Origin of the sequence: Corynebacterium mycetoides (genome assembly GCF_900103625.1) — a bacterium.
Classification (GTDB): domain Bacteria; phylum Actinomycetota; class Actinomycetes; order Mycobacteriales; family Mycobacteriaceae; genus Corynebacterium; species Corynebacterium mycetoides.
Window position 1 is genome coordinate 1,373,329 of sequence record NZ_LT629700.1, and the last position, 24,256, is coordinate 1,397,584.

The window sequence follows — 24,256 nt, forward strand, 5'->3', positions numbered from 1 at the left end:
ACATCGTCAAGGGGAAGGGCCCGCAGGTCGACCAGGGTCTCTGCCAGCCGGTCGCGCCAGTCTGGGTGCCCGTAGATATTGTCCATGGCTGATTAGACTGGCCCGGCCCCGGCGTCGTTCCCTCGGGGCCACATGTCACGGTCGGCGAAATCAGGCAAGCAAAACCGCAGGTGGGGCGCCACCCAACTCCCCTACCGTGACATTTGAGATGTCACACCGGGCGCGCCTCGCACGTCAAAAACCCAGGCGGTCACAGTCGAGGATCGCCCGACAGTGACATCTCACCCCGCGGACCGGTCCCGCAGGCGCTGCAGGCGCCGCACCAGCTGGGGTCTCATGGCCAGAGCCTCCGAGGAATCCAGCAAAACGTTGAGCCGCTGGTAGTAGCGGATCGGGCTGAGTCCCAGATCCGACCTGATCGCGTCCTCCTTCGCGCCCACGGACCGGGGAGCGGTGGCTTCGAAGTCGAGGAGAGTGAGGTCGGCATCGCTAAGCATGCCTAATATATTAAGCATGACAATTCGACCCATCGTGATCTACGGCGACCCGGTGTTGCACGAGCCCACGAAACCCGTGGAGCAGCCCGTTGCGGAGCTGAAGGAACTGATCGCGGACATGCACGAGACCATGGACGCCGCCTTCGGCGTGGGGTTGGCGGCCAACCAGGTCGGCGTGCCACTGCGCCTGTTCGTCTACCACTGCCCCGACGGCGACGTGATGCGCCGCGGCACGGTGATCAACCCGGTGCTGGAGACGTCCGAGATTCCCAAGACGATGCCGCGTGACGACGGCGAGGACGACGAAGGCTGCCTCTCAGTGCCCGGCGAGTCGTGGCCGACGGGCCGCGCATCCTGGGCGAAGGTGACCGGCCTGGATGAGAACGGCAACGAGGTCAGCGTCGAGGGCGAGGGCTTTTTCGCGCGCTGCCTGCAGCACGAGGTCGGCCACCTGGACGGTTTCGTGTACACGGACGTGCTCACGGGCCGCTACAAGCGCGAGGCGAAGCGGGTGATCCGTGACAAGGGCTGGAACGTCGCCGGCAACACGTGGCTGCCGGGCACGGACGACGACCCGTTCGGCCACTGATGCCGCGGCTTTTCCGGTCGGACGTGGTCAGCCCGGGTGACCGGGTGGTGGTCCGCCAGCGCGTGGGCGAGCACGCCAGCGACGTCATCGGGCACGTGATTTCGGTGGATCCGCTGGTTATCCGCCCGCAGGAGGTCGGCGGCTTCCCCTCGTTCAAGGACGCGATCACGATCGAGAGCGCCCACATCATCAAGAAGCTCTCGCCGCGCACGGTGCGCAACAGCGACATCCGCGCGGTCGAGGTCGCCGCAGCGAAGGCGTTCCCGGGCCAGGAGCAGCTCCTTGTCGACGGCTGGTTGGCGCGCGCCGGTGTCGAAATCGCGGAACGGTCCAATTCGGCGACCCCGATCGGTTACTCGGCGGGGTTTAACCCGGTGCCGTTGGAGGAGATTTCGGAGTTCTACCGGCAGCGGGGGATGCCGGTGCAGCTGCTGATTCCGGAGCGCATTGGCAAGCCGGCGCTCAAGGTGCTCACCGACGAGTGGGAGCTGGGCGAGGAGATTGTGGTGATGACCCGCCCGCTCGAAGGTGGGGCCGTGTCGCCGAATGTCGAGGTGCTGGACACCCCGGATGACGAGTGGCTGGCGATGTACCGTTTCCGGGGCCAGCCGCTGCCGGCAGAGGCGATCCGCCCGATTGACGGCCGCATCGCCTACGCGCGCCTGCTGCGCGACGGCCGGACGGTGGCGGTGACGCGGGCGACGCTGACGGAGTCGGAGGACGGCCGGCGCTGGCTGGGGTACTCGGCGGTGGAGGTCGCGCCCGAGTTCCGGCGCATGGGGCTCGGCACGGAGCTGGGGGCCTCGCTGCTGGCGTGGGGCGCCACCGAGGGCGCCGATGAGGCCTACCTGCACGTGCGGCAGGACAACGTTGCGGCGCTGGGCCTGTACGACAAGCTGGGTTTCACGGAGCATCACCGGCACCGCTACGCGCGTCTGGGTTAGGGTGTATGACATGCGCATAGCTACGTGGAACGTCAACTCGGTGCGCAGCCGCGCCGAGCGTATCGCCGCTTTCTTGGAGCGCAACGACGTCGATGTGTTAGCTATGCAGGAGACGAAGACGGCGGACGCGAAGTTCCCCTACGCGGTGTTCGATGCGGCCGGCTACGAGGTGGCGCACGTGGGCACCAACCAGTGGAACGGGGTGGCAATCGCTTCGCGCGTCGGCCTAGAAGATGTGCAGACGGCGTTCGACCACCAGCCGGCCTACGAGGGCACGGTGGAGGCCCGCGCGGTGGGCGCGACGTGCGGCGGGGTGGAGGTGTGGTCGCTCTACGTGCCCAACGGCCGCGAGATCGGCCACCCGCACTACGACTACAAGCTGCAGTTCCTCTATTCTTTGCAGCTCGCGGTGGACACGAATGCGCCGCAGCTGTTCGTGGGGGACTTCAACATCGCCCCGCGGGACGAGAACGTGTGGGACATCTCCTGGTTCGAGGGGAAAACGCACGTGACCGAGCCGGAGCGCGCGGCGTTCCAGATGCTTCAAGAGGCGGGGCTGACGGAGATCCGGCACGGCGACGACTACTCGTTTTGGGACTACAAGTCCATGCGTTTCCAGAAGAACCAGGGCATGCTGATTGATTTTCTGCTGGCCACGGAGCCGATCGCCCGCAAGCTGGACCGCGCGTGGGTGGACGTCGACGAGCGCCGCGGCAAGGGCGCTTCCGACCACGCCCCCGTCATCGCCGATTTCGACACGCGGCCCCTGGCGTACGACGAGGTGCGGTAGCGCCGCATGACGCTGAACCTGGATGTGAGCTACTGGCAGCTCGCGGCGATGGTGATTGATTACGCGATCAAGTTCGTCATGATCGGCATCGTCCCGTCCAACCGGCGCCCGTCGTCGGCGAACGCATGGCTGCTGCTCATTCTCCTGCTGCCCATTATCGGCCTGCCCCTGTACCTGCTGATGGGATCAACGTTCTTCTACCGCCGCCGCCACCGCATCCAGGCCCGCGCGCACGCGGAGATCCAAAACGTCCACGTAGACATCCCGGACTTCCCGCCCGAGGCGCGGCTGCCGGAGGATCTGCAGGCCGCCGTGCGGCTCCACCGCCGGCTAACGGGTTTCCCGGCCGTCAACGCAAACGTGCGCCGCCTGTGGGCCGACTATGAGCTTGCCATCCGCCGGATCGCCGAGCTTGTCGACGCCTCCGAGCACTACGTGGACCTCGAAATCTACGCCGTGGCCTGGGATAACACGACGGCGCCGGTGTTCGAGGCCTTAGAGCGCGCTGTGGCGCGCGGGGTCCACGTGCGCCTGCTGTTCGATCACATCGGCTCGCTCAAGTACCCCGGTTTCCGGCGCATGAAGCGCAGGCTGACCGAGGCGGGGATTGACTGGAACCTCATGCTGCCTCTGCAGCCCTGGAAGGGGCGCTTTCGCCGCCCGGACCTGCGCAACCACCGCAAGGTGGTCATCGTCGACGGGCATAGGGCTCTGGTGGGCTCGCTCAACCTCATCGACCGGGGCTACCTCACGCGCGCCCACCGGCGGGCGGGCCGGCAGTGGATTGATGTGATGGTGGAGCTGGAGGGGCCGATCGTCACCTCGCTGGAATCCATGTTCGCCGTGGACTGGTTCACGGAGTCCGGGGAGGCGATCGAGCTCCTGCCGCCGCGCCGCCTCAGCGTGGATTCCCCCGGTGAGCACGTGGTGCAGCTCGTCCCCTCCGGGCCCGGGTACCACACGGAGCCGAACCTGCGGATGTTTAACACCCTGATCAACCAGGCGCACGAGCGCCTCATCCTGTGCTCGCCCTACTTCGTGCCCGAGGCCTCCCTGCTGGAGGCGGTGACCACGGCGTGCTACCGCGGCGTGCGTGTGGACCTGCTCGTGGGCGAGAAAGCGGACCAGTTCATCGTCAACCACGCCCAGTCGTCTTACTACGAGCAGCTGCTGAGCGCCGGGGTGCACATCTGGGAGTTTCCCGCCCCCTACGTCCTGCACACGAAGTTCGCGCTGGCCGATCCGGGCAGTGAGACCACCATTGCCGTGGTCGGCTCATCCAACATGGACATGCGGTCGTTTTCGTTGAACTACGAGAACTCGCTATTCGTCGCGTCGGGGTCGCTCCTGGGCGAGCTCGAGCGCCTCGCGGGCACCTACATGGGTGTCTCTCGCGAACTCACGCTGGAGGAGTGGAACCGCAGGCCGTGGCACCGGCGCTACATCGACAACGTGATGCGGCTGACCTCGGCGCTGCAGTAGCCACGCTGCAGTAGCCACGCCCTAGGCGGCGCGGCGGTGCAGCAGCACCACGCCGACGACCCACACCGCAAGCGCCCACGCCGCGAAGATGCCCAGGGACGCCCCCACCCCGTGGCTCTGCGTCGGGGAGTTAAACATGAAGGCGAACAGGTTGGAAAACGGCATGTACTGCACAATGTCGCGGCCGACGCGGGGGATGAACCCGATGATGGTTTCGGCGACGAACTGCAGCGCGAACATCAAGGTGACGGTGCCCGCAGTGTTGCGCACGATCCAGCCGACGCCCTGGGTGAACATCACCAAAAGAGCGATGCCGGCCGGCAGGGCCCACAGGGCGCGGGTGGTCGCCGGGTTCGTGGTCCAGTTCGCGGGGACGTCGGCGAAGGCGTCGCCAAGCGCAAAGGCGATAACGGCGGCGGCGAACGCGGCCGCGGCGGCGAGCACGGCGTAGAGCACAAGCTTGGCCACCGCGACCCGCCAGCGCTGCGGGGTGAGGCGGAAGTTCGTGGCCGGCAGCCCGAAGCGGTACTCCGTGGTCACCACCATCGCGGCCTGGACGATGACGATGATGGAGGTGATCATGCCCACGGTCATGATCACCGTAATCGGCAGGTACATCGCGCCCGGTGGCCCGGCGAAAATTGCGGCGAAGCCCGCGGCGATGGCGAGGACGAGCCCGGTTGTCCAGTAGAAGGAGGCGGTGGAACGCAGCTTCGTCCACTCCGCACGCAAGAGGTTAAGCACGGTGTTTTCCCTTCGACGTTGCCTGATCCGTTGCCTGATCCGTGGCCCGATCCGTGGCCCGATCCGTGGCCCGATCCGTTGCCTGGTACTGGACGTGGCCCTCGGTGGAGTGGATGTAGGCGTCCTCCAGCGAGGCGCTGCGCTGGGACAGCTCCGCGAGCTGGACACCGGCGTTGAACGCCAGCGCGCCGATCTCGTCGGACGAGCGGCCGTCCACGGTGATGACCGGCCGACCGTCGGCGTCGCGGCCGCGGTCAAAGGGCACCTCGGCCGCCGCCAGCGCGGCCTCCATCGCGGACGTGTCCACCGGGCGGACCACAGTCACCGCCGCTGTGTTGCCCTTGATGAACTCGTGCACCGACGTGTCGGCCACCAGCTTGCCGCGGCCGATCACGATGAGGTGGTCCGCGGTCTGCGCCATCTCCGCCAGCAGGTGCGAGGAGATAAACACGGTGCGCCCCTCGTCCGCTAGCGTGCGCAGCAGCTGGCGCACCCAGCGGATGCCCTCGGGGTCGAGCCCGTTGACCGGCTCGTCCAAAATCAGGTACTCCGGGTCCCCCAGCAGCGCGGACGCGATGCCGAGGCGCTGGCCCATGCCGAGGGAGAACCCGCCGGCGCGCTTGCCCGCCACCTCGGTAAGGCCGACGAGGTCGAGCACCTCGTCCACACGCGCGGCGGGCAGCCCGGACGCCTGGGCCTGCCAGAGCAGCGAGGCGCGGGCGCTGCGGTTGGGGTGCACGCCCTTGGCGTCCAAAAGCGCGCCGACACGGCGCGCGGGTGTGGACAACTGGGCGTAGCGGGAGCCGTCGATAAGCGCCGTGCCCGCCGTGGGGGTGTCGAGGCCAAGGATCATCCGCATGGTCGTCGACTTCCCGGCGCCGTTGGGGCCGAGGAAGCCGGTAACCACGCCGGGTTTGACGGTGAAGGTGATGTCGTCCACCGCGCGCACGGGCCCGTACTGCTTGGTCAGGCCTTTAACTTCAATCATGCGGTTTAGTATGCCCTAGAAGCGTGTCCAGCGAGGCCGCAAAACCCGGGTGCAGCGGCAGCTCGCGGATCTCGCCCACGGGAACCCAGCGCAGCTCCGCCGACTCCTCGTTCGCCACCACCGGGATCGGCGCGCCCGATCGGGTGCGCGCGAGCACCGTCGTGTAGCTCCAGCCGGACTCGAACGGCCCGGCCGTCACCAGCGCGCCGTCCACGGCCACCAGGGACGTGTCAATCGCGCACTCCTCCACCGTCTCGCGCAGCGCCGTCTCCGCCACGGTCTCGTGCGAGTCGCGGGCGCCGCCGGGCAGGCCCCACGTGCCTCCCTGCGCCGTCCACATCGCCCGGTGCTGCAGCAGCACCCGGTCGCCCGCCCGCAAAAAGAGACCGGCCGCGCCGAAGCGCCCCCACAGTTTGCTGCCGCCGGGCCCATCGACCCAGCCGTTGCCGTCACCTTCCATATCCCCCACTTTAGGCACACCTTCCGCCCCGCGGTTGCCCGGCGTGCCAAACGTATGGCGCGGGGGCCTTTTGGCGGGTTATGGTGGAGCAATGCGGCAGGAGCGGAGCGTGATCGACGACGCCTGGGTCGACGGCGCCTCGCTTGACGACGCCTGGGTCGACGAGCTCGAAGCCCTGCCCGAAAACCGATCGACCCGGGTGCTGATGGCCGAAACGTTCACCGGCCCCCTGCGCTGGGTGCGCCGCGTGTTCGATTTCCTCACCACCACCCCGGGCCAAATCGTCACGATGATGCTGGTGCTCACCCTCGCGCTCATCGCGGCCGGGGTGTCCATGAGCCAGACGATGGCCGCGCGCCAGCAGTCGATGGACGTGCTGGTCAACTCCACCGAGCCGATGAGCAACGCCGCGCACACGCTGATCACGTCGCTGTCCCAGGCCGACACCATTGCCACCGGCACCTTCGTGCAGCCGGGCATTTCCACCGAGTACGACTTAAACCGGTTCATGGCGTCGGTGGACACCGCCGTGGTGGCGGCCAACCAGGTGCTCGAGGGCGCTGTGGAATCGGGCGCGCGGGACGAGGACATCCGCCGCCTGGTCCAGCAGATTCAGCGAGACCTCCCCGTCTACGCCGGTCTGATGGAGCGCGCGAAGACCAACCAGCGGATGGGCAACCCGGTGAGCGTGGCCTACATGTCCTCCAGCTCGGACATCATGCGCACGCGCATGCTGGGCAACGCCACGCAGCTGTTCGACCTGACCCGCCAGCAGGTCGCCGATGAGATGGAGCGGCTGTCGCGGCCCCAGTGGGTGCCGCTGTCGGGCCTGGTCGCCGCCCTCATCTTCCTGGCCCTGGCCCAGCTGTGGCTGTGGAGAGTGTTCCGGCGCCGGCTGAACAAGGGGTTCCTCGCCGCCACGGTGATGATGGTGGCGGCGATTGGGTGGGCGGGGGGCGCCAACTACGCGGTGTGGCGGTCCGGCCAGCTGGAGTTTGAAAAGGCCGCCCAGCCGTGGGAGGAGCTGACCACGGCGCGGATCATGGCCCAGGAGACCCGCACGGACGAGATTTTCGCGCTGCTGCGCCGCCAGTCCGTCTCCGCGACGGACAGCACGTTCGACACCACGTACGCCCAGGTCAGCACCGCGCTGGACGCCGCGGAGGCGTCCGAGACCGACACCCGCGTCGTGGAGTCCGCCCGCCAGGCGCTGGACCAGTGGCGCGGGGCGCACGAGGAGCTGGTGGGCACGCTTGCCGACGGCCAGTTCGACCACGCCGTCGAGGTACTCACGGCGCCGAACCCGTCCCCGGGCGTGCCGTCGTCGGCGCGCGCCTACACCCAGCTGGACAGCGCGCTGGCGGACCTTATCGGGCAGTCGCGCCAGAACATGCGCGAATTTATCGGGGTGTCGCTCGACGCCATGAAGGCGGTCGCCGGCGCCGTGCTGGCACTCACGGCGCTGTCCGTGGTGGCGATCTGGCTGGGCATCCGCCGGCGTCTGGGGGAATACCTGTGAGGAAAGCAGCACTCGTCCTTCTCTCCTGCGCGGCGGTGGCCGGCGCGTCGCTGTCGGCGTGCGCTCCCGCCCCCGGGCCCGGCCCGCAGCCGCACACCGCGCAGGCGCCGCGCTACCAAGGCGTGCCGCTGCCCCCCGGAGCCGTCGTGGACAGGCCGGGTGTCGCACCCGAATCCGAGTTCGTCGGCGACGAGGACTGGCCGGGCTCGGTGCGCCCGGACGACGCCCCGCCCGAGCAGCGCGTACCCGAGGTGGTGGCGCGCGGGCGCATCGTCGTCGGCGTCGACCAGTCCCAGTACCTGTTGTCGTACCGCGACGTCACCGCGGGCGACCTGCGAGGATTCGAGGTCGACCTCGCCCGCGAGGTGGCCAGGGACATCTTCGGCGATCCCAACAAAGTGGATTTCCGTTTCATCGGTCCCCAGACACGCGCGCAGGCACTCGAGGACGGCGACGTCGACGTTGTCATCCGCACCATGACGATCACCCCGGAGCGGGTGCAGCGCGTGGACTTCTCCACCCCGTACCTGACCTCCTACGTCCGCCTCCTGACCCCGCTCGACCGGGGAATTTCCGGGGAGGATGACCTGCCGGGCAAGACGCTGTGCGTGGTGGACGGGTCCAACCTTCTGCAGATGGCGCGCGCCATCGCACCCGAGTCCCCCATCTTGCGCACCCGCACGTGGGCCGACTGCCTCATGGCCACCCAGCAATTCCACGCGGACGCCGTGCTCGCCGACGACGCGATCCTCGCCGGCATGGCCGCGCAGGACCCGTACACCACCATCCTGCCGCGCCGCTTCGAGGTGCAGCACTACGCGGTAGGCGTGCCCAGGGACCACGACGGGATGACCATGCAGGTCAACTCCACGATTGAGCGGCTGCGTGACGACGGCACGTGGAACGCGATGTACCAGCGCTGGCTCGCCGGGAGCTTGACCAGCCCGACGCCGCCGGAGCCCCGGTACGCCCGAGAAGGAAGGGAGCAGCAATGAGCGGCCAAGGTGATCCCCGAGACGCCCACAACGCCGCCGACGCCCCGACGGAGGCTGTGGCATACGACCCATTCGCTGACGGAGAGCACGCCACCGAGGCGGTCGCGTTCGACCCTTTCGCCCTCGACGATGACGACGGCGACGGCGACGGCGCCTATCAGGACCTGGACAGCCTGGACGGCTTGGACGATATGGACGATATGGCGCTTTTGCTCAAGGATCTCGACGCGCTGCGGGAAGGATCGCGCAAGGAGGATACGTTGACACGCGCGCGCCGCGAAGCCCTGGACACGTTCCGCGAACTGCGGGGCGCGAAACGCGCCGCGCGCCCGGTGGCCGACGGCATGGTGGAGCTGCCGTGGATCGCGCCGACGGAGGCGAAGGACGCCGTGAAGGACCCCACCTCCGCCGTCGTGCAGAAGGGGCTGCCCGAACCGCAGCTGCACCCCGGCAACGTCGTGGCCGGGCAGTACGAGATCATGGGGGTGATCGCGCACGGCGGCATGGGGTGGATCTACGTTGCGCGGGACCACAACGTGGCGGACAGGGTGGTGGTGCTCAAGGGCCTGCAGTCGACGAAGAACGCCGACGAGACCGCGGCGGCCGCGGCGGAGCGGGAGTTCCTCGCGGAGATCACGCACCCGGGGATCGTGAAGATTTTCAACTTCATCGATGATCCCCGCGTTCCCGGCGGGTTCATCGTCATGGAGTTCGTCGGCGGCCCGAGCCTGCGGCAGCGCCGCAACGAGCAGCCCAATCACCTGCTGCCCGTGGACCTGGCCATCGCCTACATCTTGGAGGTTCTGCCCGCGCTGACCTATCTCCATTCGCGCGGGGTGGTGTACAACGACCTGAAACCGGACAACATCATTGTCGCCGAGGACCAGGTCAAACTCATCGATCTCGGCGCAGTCAGCGGGATCGGCGCCTACGGCTACATTTACGGCACCAAGGGGTACCAGGCGCCCGAAGTCGCCACCGAGGGCCCGTCCATCGCCTCCGACATCTACACCATCGGCCGCACCCTCGCGGCGCTGGTGGTGGACCTGCCGCGCACCGACGGCGTCTACGACCCCGGCGTCCCCTCGCCGTCCGAGGACCCGACGCTGCGCCGCTACCTGTCGCTGTACCGCTTCATCCGGCGCTGCTGCCACACGGATCCGAAGAAGCGTTTCGGCAGCATCGCGGAGCTCGAGGCCCAGCTCTACGGCGTCCTGCGCGAATGCATCGCCATCCGCGACGGCCGCACCTTCCCCGCCCAGCACTCGCTGTTCTCCCCGCAGCGCACCACCTTTGGCACGAAGCACCTGGTGTTTCGCACCGACCAACTCATCGACGGCATCAGCCGCACCGTGGAAATCACCCCCCAGGAGGTCGTCGCCGCGCTCCCCGCCCCGCTGATCGACCGCCACGACGTCGGCGCCGCCATGATCCAGGGCACCTCGTACCAGGAGCCGCAGGAAACCCTGGAGAACCTGCGCCAGGCGATGCAGACGCCGCAGTACGCCGAGTCCTCCGAGATCCCGTTCGGCGTGGTGCGCGCCATGCTGGACCTCGGCTTGACGTACCAGGCGCGCACATGGCTGGAGTCCCTCAAAGACCGCCTCAGCTCCAACTGGCGTTTCCACTGGTACTCGGGTGTGACCAGCACGCTCATCGGTGACTTCCACGCGGCGCAGGCCGACTTTACCCGCGTCCTCGTGGCGGTTCCGGGCGAGGCCGCCCCCAAGCTCGCCATCGCCGCGATCGACGAGCTCATGCTGCAGAGCAAAGGACACCTCACGGGCCATTTGCTTGACGACGCCCTCGCGCGCGCCGCCGCAGGCATCCGCACGAACCTGGGGGAGCTCCCGGATGAGGCGTTCGACCCCTGGCAGGATCGCGGCCTGCTCACGGACGATTGGACCATGGTGTCCGACATCCCGGCGGTGCTGCGCTTTAACGCGCTACGGCTGTACTCCCTGGTGTGGCTCACCAACCCCACGACGGTGTCGTCCGCGTTCGGCCTCGCGCGCCTGCTCATGGCGGAGCGCGAGGTGGAGTTGGCGGTTGCCGCGCTGGACAAGGTGCCGGTGTCCTCGCGCCACCACCGCATGGCGCAGCTGACCACGATTTTGGATCTGGTCTCGGACGAGCTGACGGAGTCCCGCATCCGCCGCGCCGCCCGCAGGTTGGAGCAGATCCCGAACAACGAGCCGCGCTTTTTGCAGATCAAGGTGTACGTCCTGCGCGCGGCGCTGACGTTCCTGCGCGACGCGCGCGTGCCCCGGGCCGCTTCCGATCACGCCCTGTTCGAGTACGAATTCACCACCCGGGACCTCCGGCGCGGGCTCGCGATCACCCTGCGCGAACAGGCGCGCATCGCCCCCTACGCGCGCCACCGCTACGCGCTGGTGGACATGGCGAACAAGGTTCGCCCCACCACCTGGTTCTAGCGGGGTTCTAGCGGGGTTCTAGCGGGGTTCTAGCGGGCCGCCACCTCAGCGGACTTCTGGGCGATGGCGAGCTCCTCGTTGGTGGGAACGACGAGCACGGTCACCGTCGAGTCGTCGGTGGTGATGACGCGGGGGCCGTCGTTAGGGGCCGCGTTGCGCTCGGGGTCGAGCGTGATGCCGTAGGTCTCCAGCCCGGCCAGCGCCGCGGCGCGGGTGGCCGCGTCGTTCTCCCCCACACCCGCGGTGAAGGTGATGGCGTCGACGCGCCCGAGGGTGATCATGTAGGCGCCGATGTAGCGGCGCAGCTGGGTGATGTAGACGTCGAACGCCAGCTTCGCCAGCTCGTCGCCCTTGGAGATCTTCTTGTGCAGGTCGCGGAAGTCATTGACCCCGGACAGGCCCTTGATGCCGGAGGAGCGGTTGAACAGAGTGTCGATCTCGTCGATGCTCATTCCCGCGTGGCGGTACAGGTGGAAGATGATGCCCGGGTCGATGTCGCCGGTGCGGGTGCCCATGACCAGGCCCGCGAGCGGGGTAAGCCCCATCGAGGTGTCGATCGGGGCGCCGGCCTTGACCGCGGAGCAGGACGCGCCGTTGCCCAGGTGCAGGACAATCTGGTTCACCTCCGCGGCGTCGCGCCCCAGGATGCCGGGCACCTGGCCGGAGACGAACTCGTGGGAGGTGCCGTGGAAACCGTAGCGGCGGATCTGGTTCGCCTCGGCCACCTCGCGATTGACGGCGTAAGTGGCGGCGGCCGCCGGCAGATCGCCGAAAAAGCCGGTGTCGAACACCGCGACGTGCGGGATGTCCGGCAGCAGGTCGCGTGCCACCTGGATGCCGTCGATGTTGGCCGGGTTGTGCAGCGGAGCGAGCGGGATGAGGTCGCGGATCTGCTCCACCACCTCGTCGGTGATCAGCGCGGGCCCGGAGAACGTCTGGCCGCCGTGCACGACGCGGTGGCCCACGGCCACCACGTCGAGCTGGGTCGGGCCGGCGTCGAGCGAGTCCAGCATTGCCACCGCCAGCTGCAGCCCGCCGCGGTGGTCGCGGATCGGCTGGTTGGAGGTGTGCTTCTCCCCGCGGTACGTGACGGTGATCTTGCCGCCGCGCTCCCCGATCTTTTCCACGAGCCCGGACACGAAAGCGGTGTCGCCGGCGGTGGAGGACGGGTCGACGATCTGGAACTTGATGGAGGACGAGCCGGAATTGATGACGAGAACGTAGGACATTACTTCGAAGCTCCTGCCTGGATAGCGGTGATGGCGACAGTGTTGACGATGTCGGGCACGGTGGCGCCGCGCGAGAGGTCGTTGACGGGCTTGTTCAGCCCCTGGAGCACTGGGCCGATGGCCAGAGCGTCACCCGTGCGCTGGGCGATCTTGTAGCCTGCGTTGCCCGCCTCGAGGTCGGGGAAGATGTAGACGGTCGCCTCGCCCGCCACGGGGGACTCGGGCGCCTTCTTCTTGCCCACGCCCGGGTCGCACGCCGCATCGAACTGCAACGGCCCGTCCACCACGAGCTCGGGATCCGCCTTCTTCGCCACCTCAACCGCTTCGACCGCGCGGTCGACGTCGGGGCCGGAACCGGAGGTGCCGGTGGAGTACGACAGAATAGCCACCTTCGGGTCGATGCCGAACTGGGCGGCCGTCTTGGCGGACACCGCGGCGATCTCGCCGAGCTGCTGGGCCGTCGGGTTCGGGTTGACGGCGCAGTCCCCGAACGCCCACAGGCGGTCGCGCATGACCATGAGGAAGATGGAGGAGACCACGGACGCGCCCGGGGCGGTCTTGATGATCTGGAAGGACGGCTTAATCGTGTGCGCGGTGGTGTGCGCCGCGCCGGAGACCATGCCGTCCGCAAGCCCCTTGTGCACCATCATGGTGCCGAAGTAGGAAATGTCTTTGACGGTCTCACGGGCGTTGTCAAGCGAGATGCCCTTGCTCTTGCGCAGCTCGGCGAAATCTGCGGCGAACTCCTCGAGCAGCTCGGATTCGAGGTGGTTGAGGATGTTCGCGCGGCCCAAATCAACCCCGAGGCCCGCGGCGCGGCGGTTGATGTCCTCGGGCTCGCCCAGGATGGTGAGGTCCGCGACGTCGTCCTCGAGCAGCTGGCCGGCGGCCTGCAGAATGCGGTCGTCCTCGCCCTCCGGCAGCACGATGTGGGCGCGCTTCTCCTTCGCACGCGAGATGAGCCAGGATTCGAACACCGTCGGGGACATCACCTGTCGGGCCTCCACATCCGCCACTTCCGCCCCCGGGAGCTCCTCGGCGGTGAACACGCCGGCGACGACCGCGCCCAGCTCATCGATCTGCCGCTGCGCGAGCTCGGTGTTCGCCTGCTCGTCGCGCACGATCACGACGGGGACGCCGAGCGCGGAGGCGAGCTCGGCGTCGAAGCGTAGGTCTCCCGTGCCCACCACGAGCGAGGGGCCCTCGGAGAGGAGGCGGGCGTCGTACATTTCCTGCAGGTCGGTGCCGTAGGAATCGAGCCGGACGACGCGCAACCCGCGCTGCGAGGCGAAGCCCTCTACGTCGATGCCGTCGAAATTGCGGTTGGCGAGAGTGATGAGCAGGGATTGCTCCGACATGTGTTCACCTTTCGTAGCCTGGTGTTCATGGGATGTTTTGGTAAGAAACAAACATCCCCCAGTGTACCGACGAAGGTGGTGGCGGTTTGGGGAATTGAACCCCCGCCGCGCTAGAGTTCCGCCACAGCTCGCCCGGCCCGCTCGCGCGCTTCGTCCACGGTGTCCCCCGTCGAGCGCACCAGGGCCATGTCCGGGAGGACTTGCACCCCGGTTTCCTCCACCGCCAGCACCCTGGCCATTGATTCCCGGTCAATCGCGGCAGCCGGGACAAAGCGGGTCGCGCCCGGCGTGACCAGGGTGACGTCGATAGGCAGGCCCGCAACGGCGCGGGCGTGCAGGTCGAACTGGTCCACGCGCTGGGTTGCCCGGGTGATCATCCCGTCCAGGCTGGGGCGCGGGTTGACGTCGGAGAAATACACGTCGTCGCCGGCCACGAACAGCTCGACGGAGTAGACGCCCTGCGCGCCGATCTTGCCGGTGATGCGCGCGGCGATGGAGCGCGCGTTGTCCATGGCGGCCTCGCTCAACGGCGCCGGTTGCCACGCCTCGACCAGGCGGCCGGCCTCGTGGCGGGTGCCGATCGGCTCGCAGAACCACGTCGCCAGCTGGCCGGTCGCCGGGTCGATGGAGCGCGCGGTGATGATGGTGACCTCGTAGTCGAAGTCCACGTAGCGCTCCACCGCCACCGCCCCCTCGGGGTTGACCTCGCGGGCGCTGCGCCACGCCTGGGCCAGGTCCGCAGGAGCGTGGACGACGGTCTGGCCCTTGCCGCCCGAGCTCACCGGGGGTTTGACCACGCAAGGGAAACCGACGGCTTCGGCGCAGCGCGCGAGCTCGTCGGGCGTGCGGGCGAACTCGTACGCCATCGTCGGCAAGCCGAGCTCCTCCGCGGCCGTGCGGCGCACCCCCTCCCGGTCGCGGGTGATGCGGCAGGCGTCGAGCGACGGCACGAGCTGGGTGCCGGTGGCCTCCTGCAACTCTGCGAGCTCGTCCAAGTCGAAGTCGGAGTTCTCGCAGACGACGGTGAGCACGGGACGCAGGTCGTCCGGCAGTTGGTTGGTCAGCGTGCCTACCCAGGCGTCGAACCCGAGGTCGACAAACGCGGTGGCCGTGGACTGCGCGACCGGACCCGTGCCCAGGACGAGAACCTGCTCAGTGCCCTGCTCAGTGCCTCCTTGTGTCACGTGTTGCCCCTAACGCTGCAGGACGTCGTTGCGCACGATGGTCTGGTCGCGCCCGGGACCCACGCCGATGTAGCTGATCGGCGCGCCGGAGAGCTCCTCGAGGCGCAGCACGTAGTCCTTGGCCTTTTGCGGCAGGTCGGCGAACTCGGTGATCCCGGTGATGTCCTCGTCCCACGCCGGCATCGTCTCGTAGATCGGCTCGGCGTGGTGGAACTGGGTTTGCGTGAGCGGCATTTCGTCGAAACGCTGGCCGTCGACGTCGTAGGCCACGCAGATCGGGATTTCCCCGATGCCCGTCAGGACGTCGAGCTTGGTCAGGAAGTAGTCGGTAAAACCGTTGACGCGGGAGGCGTAGCGCGCGATCACGGAGTCGTACCAGCCGCAGCGGCGCTTGCGGCCGGTGTTAACGCCCACCTCGCCGCCGACGGTCTGCAGGTAGTCGCCCCACTTGTCAAACAATTCGGTGGGGAATGGGCCGGCACCCACTCGGGTGGTGTAGGCCTTGATAATGCCGAGCGACGCGGTGATGCGCGTCGGCCCGATACCGGTGCCCACGCACGCGCCGCCGGCGGTGGGGTTGGAGGAGGTGACGAAGGGGTACGTGCCGTGGTCAACGTCGAGCATGGTGGCCTGGCCGCCTTCCATGAGCACGTGCTTGCCCTCGTCGAGGGCCTTGTTCAGCGTGTACTCCGCGTCGATGACCATGGGTTTGAGGCGCTCGGCGTAGCCCATGAAGTAATCCATGATCTCGTCGACGTCGATGGCCCGGCGGTTGTACATCTTCACCAACATCTGGTTTTTCACGTCGAGCGCGGACTCGATCTTCTGCCGCAGGATGGATTCGTCGAAAATGTCCTGCACCCGCAGGCCCACGCGCGCGACCTTGTCGGCGTAGGTGGGCCCGATGCCGCGGCCGGTGGTGCCGATGGCGCGCTTGCCCAGGAAGCGCTCCTGCACTCGGTCGAGCGTCTGGTGGTACGGGGCCACCATGTGGGCGTTGCTGGAGACGCGCAGGCGCGAGGCATCCGCGCCACGGGCGATAAGGCCGTCGATTTCCTCGAACAGCGCCTCGAGGTTGATCACCACGCCGTTGCCGAGGATGGGCACGGCGTTTTCAGAAAGCACACCGGCCGGCAGCAGCTTGAGCTCGTACTTTTCGCCGCCGACAACCACGGTGTGTCCCGCGTTGTTGCCGCCGTTGGGCTTGACCACGTAGTCGACCATGCCGCCGAGAATGTCCGTGGCTTTGCCCTTGCCTTCGTCGCCCCACTGGGCGCCGACGATCACGATGGCGGACATGCTTACTCCTTATACGGGGGAATTACGCGCGTTATTGCCGTTATTGTAGCGTGAGCCCATGCGGCTCATTCATTGCCAGTGTGGAGCGGGCACCGAGCTTATCGACGCCCCTCCGGCGGCGTCCCCGACAGCCTTGACGCTCACGTTGCCCGCCGTTCCCTCCCGCGCAGACTTGCGCCCGCTCGACGAGATTGCGGCGCAGCTGCTCCCGCACGACGACACCCCGTCTCTGGAGGAGATCCAGGCGTCCCCGTCCGTGCCGCACATGGGGCAGCCGCAGTTCGCGCCGCAGCGCCCCCGGGAGCGCATGCGCGTGGTGGTCTCCGGCGGCGACGCGGCCCTGGGCGCGGTGCTCACCCGCATGATGCGGGGGGACTACCTCTGGGCCGAGGTGGCGTATGTGCCGGCGGATCCGACCTCGCCCGCGGCCGTGGCGTGGGGGGCGCCCACGTTCGCGGAAGCCGCCGAGGCCCCGGTTGTGCCCGCGCCGTGCATCCGCAACGACTTCGGCCAGGTGGTCGCCGGGTCCGCCACCGTGTCCCACGCCGATCCTGCTTCCGAGTTCGTCGGCGAGATCGTCGTGGACTCCTCCGTCCTCGTCTTCCGCGACGGGGGCGAGCCCTCGGCCCGGTTCTACGGTTCGTTCGGCGCCAAGCTGGTTCCCACCGCCGCGGCGCCGGGGCTCGCGGCCACCCCGCTGGTCACTCCCCTTGCGTCCCTGGTGTCCGCGGACAGGGTCTCGCGGCTCTCTGCCCCGGCCTTAGAACGACTCAACCGCGCGCCCGGGGGCCGGTGGCTCACCCGGAATACGGCGGTGCCCCCTGCGCTTACGGATGGCTCTCGGGTGCTGACGGGGCGGGCGCTCCAGGTCGGCGGCCGCGACGTGCGGGTGACGGTGGACGGGGTCGCCCGGAAGAGACCCGTGGAGAAGGTGACGTTTTACCGCCACTTGCGCGACATCCAAAGCGTCAAAACCGCGCCCAGCGAAAGAATGTGATTCTTATCACATATGCCATCCCTTAAGCTTTTGAGCAGCGAATCTTTACCGTTCCGATACTCCGGCGCGGAACCGGCTGTCGCCGCAGGGGAGCGTCGCTGCTGGTCAGGACAATAAGCCCCATGATTGTACCGGCACTTCCCGCTTCCCACCTCCAACTTTCGATTGAGGAGCGGGATTGGCCGGCGGCCGGCAACCGGGCCCGGCAAACGTCGCTACATTCGGGATTGTTCAAGCGAACGAATAAACCGCGTCGCCGTCTCGACGGGAATTATCCCCCGGGTTGGCGCCGGAAACAAATTACTTAAGGAGAATAAGACGACATGGCTGACTACAACCGTATTGAGGACCTGGCAAACGCGACCGCATTCGATGTCGATGGCGACAAGGTAGGCGGCGTCAAGGACGTTTACGTTAACGACACCACCGGCCAGCCGGACTTCGTCTCCGTCAACCACGGCCTGTTCGGTGGCGGCGACTCCATCGTCCCGCTGCGTGGCCACACCCTGCGTGACGGCGAGCTGCACCTCGCATTCCCGAAGGAGCGCATCGACAACGCTCCGGATCTTGATGAGGACGGCCACCTCACCAACGAGGACCAGGAGGCGTTCTACCGCCACTACGGTCTCGAGGGCACCCAGGATGTCACCACCTACGAGACCGATGCCCGCCACGCCGCGCCTGTCGCAGATGTGGACCGCCGAGAGGTCGACGTTGACCGCAACGCTGACAACGACACGCTCGTTCGCTCCGAGGAGCAGCTCAACGTGAACAAGGAGCGCGTCGACGCCGGCCAGGTGCGCCTGCGCAAGTACGTGGTCAACGAGACTGAGACCGTCGAGGTCCCGGTTCAGCGCGAGGAAGTCCGCGTCGTCCGCGAGCCCATCACCGACGCCGACCGCACCAACTACGACGGCAACCTCTCCGACGATGAGGCGTCCCTGACCCTGACCGAGGAGCGCGTCAGCGTGAACAAGGAGACCGTCCCGGTGGAGAAGGTGTCCCTGGACAAGGAGACCGTCCAGTCCACCGAGCGTGTGTCCGAGGAGCTCCAGAAGGAGCGCATCGAGACCGACGGCGTCGTCGTTGACGAGACCCGCGACGTTCGTCCGGACGCCCGCCCGGACGCTCGCCCGGACACCGACTTCGGCGCAAACCGCTAAACTCTCCGTCGCCCTCGTGGCAGAGCACATCCCCGGCCCCGGCCGGGGATTTTTTTCACGTCGCGGGCCCGACAGGCGCGGTAGTATACGTCCATGACCGCACCGACCGCACCGACCGCACCCTCCACGCCCAGCCTGCGCCCACTCGACTCGCCGCTGACCGCGCACCTGAACTATGAGAACGGAACGTGGGGCGGGATCACGCCCGATGCCGCCTGGGCCAGCGAGATCCGCCGGCTGAAAGAGCTGCGCCGCGCCGTGATCCTGGCCCACAACTACCAGATCCCCGAGATCCAGGACATCGCCGACTACACCGGGGACTCCCTCGCCCTGTCGCGCATTGCGGCGCGCACCGACGCCGAGGTCATTGTGTTCTGCGGGGTGCACTTCATGGCCGAGAGCGCCAAGATCCTCTCCCCCGACAAGACGGTGCTCATCCCCGACCGCGCCGCCGGATGCTCGCTGGCCGATTCCATCACGGCGGACCAGCTGCGCGCGTGGCGGGCGGAGCACCCGGGGGCCGTCGTCGTCTCCTACGTCAACACCACCGCCGAGGTCAAGGCGCTGACGGACATCTGCTGCACCTCCTCCAACGCCGTCGACGTCGTCGCCTCCATCGACCCGGAGCGCGAGATCCTGTTCTGCCCCGATCAGTTCCTCGGCGCCCACGTCAAGCGCGAGACCGGCAGGGACAACATCCACATCTGGGCCGGCGAGTGCCACGTCCACGCCGGCATCAACGGCGCGAAGCTCGCCGAGCAGGCCGCATCCCAGCCCGAGGCCGACCTCTACATCCACCCCGAGTGCGGGTGCGCCAACTCCGCCATCTACCTCGCGGGCGAAGGTGTCATCGCCCCAGAGCGTGTGCACATGCTCTCCACGGGCGGGATGCTCGACCTCGCCTCGGCCGGCCCGTCGACACGCCGCGTCCTCGTCGCCACCGAGGTCGGGATGCTCCACCAGCTGCGCAAGGCTGCCCCGAACGTGGATTTCCAGCCCGTCAACGAGCGCGCGTCGTGCACCTACATGAAGATGATCACCCCGGCTGCGCTGCTGCGCTGTCTGGCAACAGGGGCGGACGAGGTCGACGTCGCCCCGGGCGTCGCCACGGCCGCCCGCGCCTCCCTCGAAGCGATGATCGCGATCGGACAGCCGGGGGGCGGAGAGTGAACGCGCCCGACTTCGTGCGCCTCGCACGCTTAGCGCTGCTCGAGGATTTAGCCGACGGCCCCGACGTGACCACCGATTCCACCATCTCCGCGGACGACGTCTCCACCGCCCGCCTCGTCTCACGCGAGCCCGGCATCATCGCGGGCCTCGACGCCATCGCCGCCACCTTCACCGCACTGCGCGAGCCCGACATCGCCGCCGTCGCGGGGTGCGCGGCCGCGCCCACAGTCGAGCTTTTGCTTGCCGACGGCTCCGCCAGCGCACCCGGAGACACCCTGGCAACCGTGACCGCGCCCACCCGCGCCCTCCTCGTGGCCGAGCGCACCATGCTCAACATCCTCAGCCACGCCAGCGGCATCGCCACCGCGACGCGCGCCTGGGTCGACGCCGTCGAGGGCACGGGCGCACGTATCCGGGACACCCGCAAGACCCTGCCCGGGCTGCGCGACGTGCAGAAGTACGCCGTGCGCATCGGCGGCGGGACCAACCACCGCATGGGGCTGGGCGACGCCGCGCTGATCAAGGACAACCACATCGCCGTCGCGGGAATCGTCGACGCGCTCGCCGCGGTGCGCGAGCACTCGCCGCGGGTGAGTTGCGAGGTGGAGGTGGACACGCTGGACCAGCTGCAGCTCCTGCTAGACCTGCCCGCACCGCCGGAGCTGGTGCTGCTGGACAACTTCAGCGTCGCCGACACCGCCGAGGCCGTGCGCCGACGCGACGGCCTGCACAGAAGCGGCGGCGCCCGCGTCGAGCTGGAGTCCTCCGGGGGCTTGAGCCTCGACGTGGCCCGCGCCTACGCCCTGGCGGGAGTCGACTACCTCGCGGTCGGCGCCTTGACCCACTCCGTTTCCGCACTCGACATCGGGCTGGACTACTAACTCCCCGCTAGCCGTACATCTCCGGCGGGAACTGCGGGGTATCCGATGTCGGGGCCAGCACCGCCGCCGCGGACTCGCGCGACAGGCCGCACACCTGCAGCAGGTCCACGATGAGCGAGCGCGTCTGCGCGAGGATGACGTACGCGGAGAGCACACCGTCCTCCGGGATGACGTCCATCCCGGCGCGGCTACCGAGAACCCGCAGATCGTTGACGATGCGGGGAATCGCCACCGCCTGGCGCTTGCGCGAGTCGACCTCGTACACGTCGGAGATTTCCAGGCACGCGCTGGCGAGGGCGTCGATAAGCGCAATCTGCTCTGGCGTCACCTTGTCGCCGTCCCCGCAGAGGATGAGGGCGCGGCGGGCTAGGACGCGGGTCGTGCGGATCGCGGTGTCCACGGGCGGAATGACCAGCTCCAGCGAGTGCACGAAGCGGCGCGAACCCCACAAAAACGGCGACAACCGCGCCGACTCCGCACCGGAGGCGATCGCGGACGACATGGAGTCGATGTCGGTCTGGGAGGCGCGGATGGACTCGAGCGCGTCGTCGATAACCGCGGAGTCCCCGGCGCGAAGGCCGTCGGCGACGTCGTCGAGCACCGAGGACATCAGCTCCATCACCTTCGCGATCTCCTGTCGCGCCCTGCCCACCGGGCCCTGCGGGATCAGCGCCAAGGTGAGCAGGGCCACCACCGCGCCCACGAACGCGTCGACGGTGCGGTCAATTCCCGTGACCTCCCCGCCCGGCGGCATGATCGTGGCAATGAGCACCGAGCCGATGGCCACCTGGTTGTTCACCAGCTGGGAGCGGGAGAAGAACGACGCAATGAGCAGCGCCCCACCCACAATCACCGCGATCTGCCATCCGCCCTCCCCGAGGCGGTAGAACAGCAGGTCGCCCACCAGCACGCCGAGCACGCAGCCCAGCGAGATGTCCATCGCCTTGGTGATGCGCTCCCCGCCGGTCATGCCGATGATGATGATCACCGAGATCGGCGCGAAGAACGGCCGCGCGTGGCCGAAGACCGTGGACGCGACCCAGTACGCGAAGCCGGCCGCAATCGCCGTCTGCGCGATCGGCAGGAGGCGCTTGCGCACGCGCGCCAAGCGCGCTTTGAGGGTGAGGTCGACGGCTTGCAGCCTCTCCCGCGTGCTCATCCGCTCCTTCGCCATGAGGTGTACTCTAGCGCGGCGGGCCCGACAGATCCGGCGGGGCGGCGGGCGCGTTACAGCGCCCGCACGGTCTTACTTGGACAGGGACTTACCCACGGAGTGCAGGTCCTCGCACGCCTCGATGACGCGCTCGGACATGGACTGCTCGGCCTTCTTCATGTAGGAGCGCGGGTCGTAGACCTTCTTGTTGCCCACCTCGCCGTCGACCTTCAGCACGCCGTCGTAGTTGGAGAACATGTGGCCGGCGATCGGGCGGGTGAACGCGTACTGGGTGTCGGTGTCCACGTTCATCTTCACCACGCCGTAGGACAGGGCCTCCTCGATCTTCTCCTTCTCGCTGCCGGAGCCGCCGTGGAAGACGAAGTCGAACGGCTTGGAGCCCTCCTCGAGACCGAGCTTCGCAATCGCGGTCTTCTGGCCCATGTCCAGCACATCCGGGCGCAGCTTCACGTTGCCCGGCTTGTACACGCCGTGCACGTTGCCGAAGGTCGCGGCCAGCAGGTAGCGGCCGTGATCGCCGATCGTGAGAGCGTCGATGGTCTTCTCGAAGTCCTCGGCGGTGGTGTAGAGGTTCGCGCCGGCCTTCGCCTCGACGCCGTCCTCCTCGCCGCCGACGACGCCGATCTCCACCTCGAGGATGATGTTCGCCGCGCGGGCCTTCTCCAGCAGCTCCTTGGCAATCTCCAGGTTCTCATCGATCGGGATGGCGGAGCCGTCCCACATGTGCGATTGGAACAGCGGCAGCTCGCCGCGGTCGACGCGCTCCCGGGAGATGGCGATGAGCGGGCGGACGTACTCGTCGAGCACCTCCTTCTGGCAGTGGTCGGTGTGCAGCGCGATGTTGACGTCGTAATGCTTGGCAACCTCGTGCGCGAAGGCGGCCAGCGCGGTGGCGCCGGCAACCTTGTTTTTCACGCCCAAGCCGGAGCCGAACTCCGCGCCGCCGGTGGAGAACTGGATGATGCCGTCGGACTCGGCCTCGGCGAAACCCTTGATGGCGGCGTTGATGGTCTCGGACGAGGTGCAGTTGATGGCCGGGAAGGCGAAGCCGTTCGCCTTCGCCCGGTCGAACATCTCGTTATAGACCTCGGGGGTTGCGATGGGCATGGATTAAACCTCCAGGATGCGTTGAACGTGTTCGACCCCAGTATGCCTGTTTTACCCCGCCCCTGCAGCCGAAATGCGCGCCGCGGCCTCGAGCAGCATCCAGCCGGAGAGCTGGACGGAGAGGTCTCGTTCGTCGATACGCACGAGCCCCACGGCCTCGGTGATCGACGCCGGTCCCAGCCCGTAGTTGTGCGGCAGGCGCGCGTCCTCCGTCCACTCGGAGGCGAAGATGGGCAGGCCGTCCACTTCCAGGCGGTGGTTCCACAGCGACTCCGCCGACGCCATCACCATGCGGGCGGCGACCTTGCGCGTGGCGATGTTCTCGCGGGAATCCTCCGGCAGGCGCAGCGCAACGTCGGCGAGGTAGCGGGCGAGGATGCCCTTGAACAGGCCGCCGTCGCCGTCGCGGGTCTCGTGCGGGGGGCACAGGATCACCCCTTGCGGGGTGCTCAGGTGCAAAGCGATCGCTTTGACCAGCTCGCGGATGTGGGTGATGTAAAACACCGAGGCGTCGGCGCGGTGGGAGTGGTCGAAGGAGTCGATGGGATCGGTGGTACCCAGGCCGACATCGTCGCGCAGGGCGAGGGCGATTTCCAGCGACGCCCCGAGCACGGTGCCCTGGTTGTAGGTGTAGATCTTGTCCACCACCTCGGGGCCGTGCATGCGCATGCGGATGCCGTCGTTGACCAGGCCGGAATCCGCGCTCAGGTTGTCGTAAATCCAGTCCGTCATCGCGCGCGCCTTGTCCAGGCGGCCGGTGCGGGCGAACAGGATCGCGGCGGGCCCGTTCGAGGGGACGTTGTAGAACGTCTCCCCCGCCCTCCACGGCAGTACGCCTGTGACGGGGTCGATGCCGGCGAGGATGTCGAACTCCAAGGCGTCCAAGGCCTTCGTGCGCTCGATACCTTCCAGCTCGAGCGCGCGGTTCCACGCCAGCGCAAGCCAGGACTTGTCGTCGTAGTACTTGTTGCTGGCCACATCCCCCCGGCTGCGGATGCGCATGGCCCGCAGGGAGTCCTGGATGCGCTTGCGGCGCGTCTTGGTGGGGCGCCGCAGGGCGGCGTCGACCTGGCAGTCGATGTAGTGCGCCTGCCACCAGTAGTGCCAGTGCACGAAACTCCGCTCGGGGGAACGCGGCGGCCAGGCGACGACGGCGAGGTTGGTGCCGGGCATGCGCCACAGGCGCGACGCGTGGCGCTCGTTGATGGCCGATTCCGCCAGGTCAGCGCGATGCGACCATTTTTCCGGCAA

The 24,256-nt window shown here is 68.0% G+C and carries 22 protein-coding genes; 11 read left to right on the plus strand and 11 right to left on the minus strand.

Annotated elements, in window-relative coordinates; translation table 11 throughout:
• Nucleotides 1-281: 281 nt before the first annotated feature.
• Nucleotides 282-497 carry a DUF3263 domain-containing protein gene (locus BLS40_RS06595; RefSeq protein ID WP_231908404.1) on the minus strand — a complete coding sequence of 72 codons (216 nt, stop codon included), beginning with the start codon at nt 495-497 and terminating at the stop codon, nt 282-284.
• A gap of 16 nt (nt 498-513) precedes the next feature.
• On the opposite strand from BLS40_RS06595, the gene BLS40_RS06600 reads away from it, so the two are divergent.
• Genes BLS40_RS06600 through cls form a run of 4 tightly spaced genes read left to right on the plus strand, consistent with a single transcriptional unit; the run spans nt 514 to nt 4,302 of the window.
• Nucleotides 514-1,086 (plus strand): peptide deformylase, encoded by a 573-nt coding sequence (locus tag BLS40_RS06600; protein ID WP_092150336.1) that lies wholly within the window; start codon nt 514-516, stop codon nt 1,084-1,086.
• The gene (locus BLS40_RS06605; protein WP_092150339.1) at nt 1,086-2,030 is read left to right on the plus strand and encodes an N-acetylglutamate synthase, CG3035 family; all 945 of its coding nucleotides are present in this window, start codon (nt 1,086-1,088) and stop codon (nt 2,028-2,030) included. Before BLS40_RS06600 ends, BLS40_RS06605 begins: the two co-directional genes overlap by 1 nt.
• Before the next feature lie 10 nt (nt 2,031-2,040).
• On the plus strand, nt 2,041-2,820 hold the full coding sequence (locus tag BLS40_RS06610; RefSeq protein ID WP_092152212.1) for an exodeoxyribonuclease III: 780 nt from the start codon (nt 2,041-2,043) through the stop codon (nt 2,818-2,820).
• A 6-nt stretch (nt 2,821-2,826) separates the two neighbouring features.
• Nucleotides 2,827-4,302 (plus strand): cardiolipin synthase, encoded by a 1,476-nt coding sequence (gene cls, locus BLS40_RS06615; RefSeq protein WP_092150342.1) that lies wholly within the window; start codon nt 2,827-2,829, stop codon nt 4,300-4,302.
• Nucleotides 4,303-4,323: 21 nt separating this feature from the next.
• Here cls and BLS40_RS06620 read toward each other — a convergent pair whose 3' ends face one another.
• Genes BLS40_RS06620 through BLS40_RS06630 form a run of 3 tightly spaced genes read right to left on the minus strand, consistent with a single transcriptional unit; the run spans nt 4,324 to nt 6,494 of the window.
• Nucleotides 4,324-5,046: a hypothetical protein gene (locus BLS40_RS06620; RefSeq protein ID WP_092150345.1), complete on the minus strand. Its 723-nt coding sequence runs from the start codon at nt 5,044-5,046 to the stop codon at nt 4,324-4,326.
• Nucleotides 5,039-6,034, minus strand: coding sequence for an ABC transporter ATP-binding protein (locus tag BLS40_RS06625; RefSeq protein WP_092150348.1), 996 nt, complete (start codon nt 6,032-6,034; stop codon nt 5,039-5,041). Before BLS40_RS06625 ends, BLS40_RS06620 begins: the two co-directional genes overlap by 8 nt.
• Entirely contained in the window at nt 6,027-6,494 is a 468-nt protein-coding gene (locus BLS40_RS06630) for an NUDIX domain-containing protein (RefSeq protein ID WP_092150351.1), read from the minus strand. The genes BLS40_RS06625 and BLS40_RS06630 overlap by 8 nt, the downstream gene beginning before the upstream one ends.
• A 91-nt stretch (nt 6,495-6,585) precedes the next feature.
• On the opposite strand from BLS40_RS06630, the gene BLS40_RS06635 reads away from it, so the two are divergent.
• From BLS40_RS06635 to BLS40_RS06645, 3 genes are read left to right on the plus strand one after another with little or no spacing between them, the layout of a single operon-like run.
• Entirely contained in the window at nt 6,586-8,013 is a 1,428-nt protein-coding gene (locus tag BLS40_RS06635; RefSeq protein ID WP_092150354.1) for a hypothetical protein, read from the plus strand.
• Complete coding sequence (locus tag BLS40_RS06640) at nt 8,010-9,008, plus strand: glutamate ABC transporter substrate-binding protein (protein WP_092150357.1); 999 nt, start codon at nt 8,010-8,012, stop codon at nt 9,006-9,008. Before BLS40_RS06635 ends, BLS40_RS06640 begins: the two co-directional genes overlap by 4 nt.
• Nucleotides 9,005-11,443, plus strand: a complete 2,439-nt coding sequence (locus BLS40_RS06645) for a serine/threonine protein kinase (RefSeq protein WP_092150360.1) — start codon at nt 9,005-9,007, stop codon at nt 11,441-11,443. Before BLS40_RS06640 ends, BLS40_RS06645 begins: the two co-directional genes overlap by 4 nt.
• A gap of 29 nt (nt 11,444-11,472) precedes the next feature.
• Here BLS40_RS06645 and BLS40_RS06650 read toward each other — a convergent pair whose 3' ends face one another.
• From BLS40_RS06650 to BLS40_RS06665, 4 genes are all read right to left on the minus strand, one after another.
• On the minus strand, nt 11,473-12,672 hold the full coding sequence (locus BLS40_RS06650) for an acetate kinase (protein ID WP_092150363.1): 1,200 nt from the start codon (nt 12,670-12,672) through the stop codon (nt 11,473-11,475).
• Nucleotides 12,672-14,030, minus strand: coding sequence for a phosphate acetyltransferase (gene pta, locus BLS40_RS06655; RefSeq protein ID WP_092150366.1), 1,359 nt, complete (start codon nt 14,028-14,030; stop codon nt 12,672-12,674). The genes BLS40_RS06650 and pta overlap by 1 nt, the downstream gene beginning before the upstream one ends.
• A gap of 110 nt (nt 14,031-14,140) precedes the next feature.
• A complete protein-coding gene (locus BLS40_RS06660) occupies nt 14,141-15,214 on the minus strand; it encodes an ATP-grasp domain-containing protein (RefSeq protein ID WP_092150368.1) in 1,074 nt (357 codons plus the stop codon).
• A 9-nt stretch (nt 15,215-15,223) separates the two neighbouring features.
• A complete protein-coding gene (locus BLS40_RS06665) occupies nt 15,224-16,513 on the minus strand; it encodes an adenylosuccinate synthase (protein ID WP_092150371.1) in 1,290 nt (429 codons plus the stop codon).
• A gap of 58 nt (nt 16,514-16,571) precedes the next feature.
• On the opposite strand from BLS40_RS06665, the gene BLS40_RS06670 reads away from it, so the two are divergent.
• The 4 genes from BLS40_RS06670 to nadC all read left to right on the plus strand — a co-directional run bounded on the left by BLS40_RS06670 (nt 16,572) and on the right by nadC (nt 20,724).
• Complete coding sequence (locus tag BLS40_RS06670) at nt 16,572-17,510, plus strand: hypothetical protein (protein WP_092150374.1); 939 nt, start codon at nt 16,572-16,574, stop codon at nt 17,508-17,510.
• 323 nt (nt 17,511-17,833) lie between these two features.
• The gene (locus BLS40_RS06675) at nt 17,834-18,673 is read left to right on the plus strand and encodes a DUF2382 domain-containing protein (RefSeq protein WP_092150377.1); all 840 of its coding nucleotides are present in this window, start codon (nt 17,834-17,836) and stop codon (nt 18,671-18,673) included.
• A gap of 93 nt (nt 18,674-18,766) precedes the next feature.
• A complete protein-coding gene (gene nadA, locus BLS40_RS06680) occupies nt 18,767-19,843 on the plus strand; it encodes a quinolinate synthase NadA (RefSeq protein WP_092150380.1) in 1,077 nt (358 codons plus the stop codon).
• A complete protein-coding gene (nadC, locus tag BLS40_RS06685) occupies nt 19,840-20,724 on the plus strand; it encodes a carboxylating nicotinate-nucleotide diphosphorylase (protein WP_092150383.1) in 885 nt (294 codons plus the stop codon). The genes nadA and nadC overlap by 4 nt, the downstream gene beginning before the upstream one ends.
• 7 nt (nt 20,725-20,731) lie before the next feature.
• Here the strand turns inward: nadC and BLS40_RS06690 are convergent, their stop codons facing one another.
• The 3 genes from BLS40_RS06690 to BLS40_RS06700 all read right to left on the minus strand — a co-directional run bounded on the left by BLS40_RS06690 (nt 20,732) and on the right by BLS40_RS06700 (nt 24,256).
• Nucleotides 20,732-21,898 (minus strand): FUSC family protein, encoded by a 1,167-nt coding sequence (locus tag BLS40_RS06690; RefSeq protein ID WP_092150386.1) that lies wholly within the window; start codon nt 21,896-21,898, stop codon nt 20,732-20,734.
• Nucleotides 21,899-21,970: 72 nt separating this feature from the next.
• Nucleotides 21,971-23,005 carry a class II fructose-bisphosphate aldolase gene (fbaA, locus tag BLS40_RS06695; RefSeq protein WP_092150389.1) on the minus strand — a complete coding sequence of 345 codons (1,035 nt, stop codon included), beginning with the start codon at nt 23,003-23,005 and terminating at the stop codon, nt 21,971-21,973.
• Between the two features lie 51 nt (nt 23,006-23,056).
• Nucleotides 23,057-24,256 carry a glycoside hydrolase family 76 protein gene (locus tag BLS40_RS06700; protein ID WP_092150392.1) on the minus strand — a complete coding sequence of 400 codons (1,200 nt, stop codon included), beginning with the start codon at nt 24,254-24,256 and terminating at the stop codon, nt 23,057-23,059.

Bases quoted from the DNA above. Each gene is read 5' to 3' on its own strand.
- BLS40_RS06595 (WP_231908404.1), bottom strand. From the start codon at position 497: ATGCTTAGCGATGCCGACCTCACTCTCCTCGACTTCGAAGCCACCGCT.
- BLS40_RS06600 (WP_092150336.1), top strand. From the start codon at position 514: ATGACAATTCGACCCATCGTGATCTACGGCGACCCGGTGTTGCACGAG.
- BLS40_RS06605 (WP_092150339.1), top strand. From the start codon at position 1,086: ATGCCGCGGCTTTTCCGGTCGGACGTGGTCAGCCCGGGTGACCGGGTG.
- BLS40_RS06610 (WP_092152212.1), top strand. From the start codon at position 2,041: ATGCGCATAGCTACGTGGAACGTCAACTCGGTGCGCAGCCGCGCCGAG.
- cls (WP_092150342.1), top strand. From the start codon at position 2,827: ATGACGCTGAACCTGGATGTGAGCTACTGGCAGCTCGCGGCGATGGTG.
- BLS40_RS06625 (WP_092150348.1), bottom strand. From the start codon at position 6,034: ATGATTGAAGTTAAAGGCCTGACCAAGCAGTACGGGCCCGTGCGCGCG.
- BLS40_RS06630 (WP_092150351.1), bottom strand. From the start codon at position 6,494: ATGGAAGGTGACGGCAACGGCTGGGTCGATGGGCCCGGCGGCAGCAAA.
- BLS40_RS06635 (WP_092150354.1), top strand. From the start codon at position 6,586: ATGCGGCAGGAGCGGAGCGTGATCGACGACGCCTGGGTCGACGGCGCC.
- BLS40_RS06645 (WP_092150360.1), top strand. From the start codon at position 9,005: ATGAGCGGCCAAGGTGATCCCCGAGACGCCCACAACGCCGCCGACGCC.
- BLS40_RS06650 (WP_092150363.1), bottom strand. From the start codon at position 12,672: ATGTCCTACGTTCTCGTCATCAATTCCGGCTCGTCCTCCATCAAGTTC.
- pta (WP_092150366.1), bottom strand. From the start codon at position 14,030: ATGTCGGAGCAATCCCTGCTCATCACTCTCGCCAACCGCAATTTCGAC.
- BLS40_RS06665 (WP_092150371.1), bottom strand. From the start codon at position 16,513: ATGTCCGCCATCGTGATCGTCGGCGCCCAGTGGGGCGACGAAGGCAAG.
- BLS40_RS06670 (WP_092150374.1), top strand. From the start codon at position 16,572: ATGCGGCTCATTCATTGCCAGTGTGGAGCGGGCACCGAGCTTATCGAC.
- BLS40_RS06675 (WP_092150377.1), top strand. From the start codon at position 17,834: ATGGCTGACTACAACCGTATTGAGGACCTGGCAAACGCGACCGCATTC.
- nadA (WP_092150380.1), top strand. From the start codon at position 18,767: ATGACCGCACCGACCGCACCGACCGCACCCTCCACGCCCAGCCTGCGC.
- BLS40_RS06690 (WP_092150386.1), bottom strand. From the start codon at position 21,898: ATGGCGAAGGAGCGGATGAGCACGCGGGAGAGGCTGCAAGCCGTCGAC.
- fbaA (WP_092150389.1), bottom strand. From the start codon at position 23,005: ATGCCCATCGCAACCCCCGAGGTCTATAACGAGATGTTCGACCGGGCG.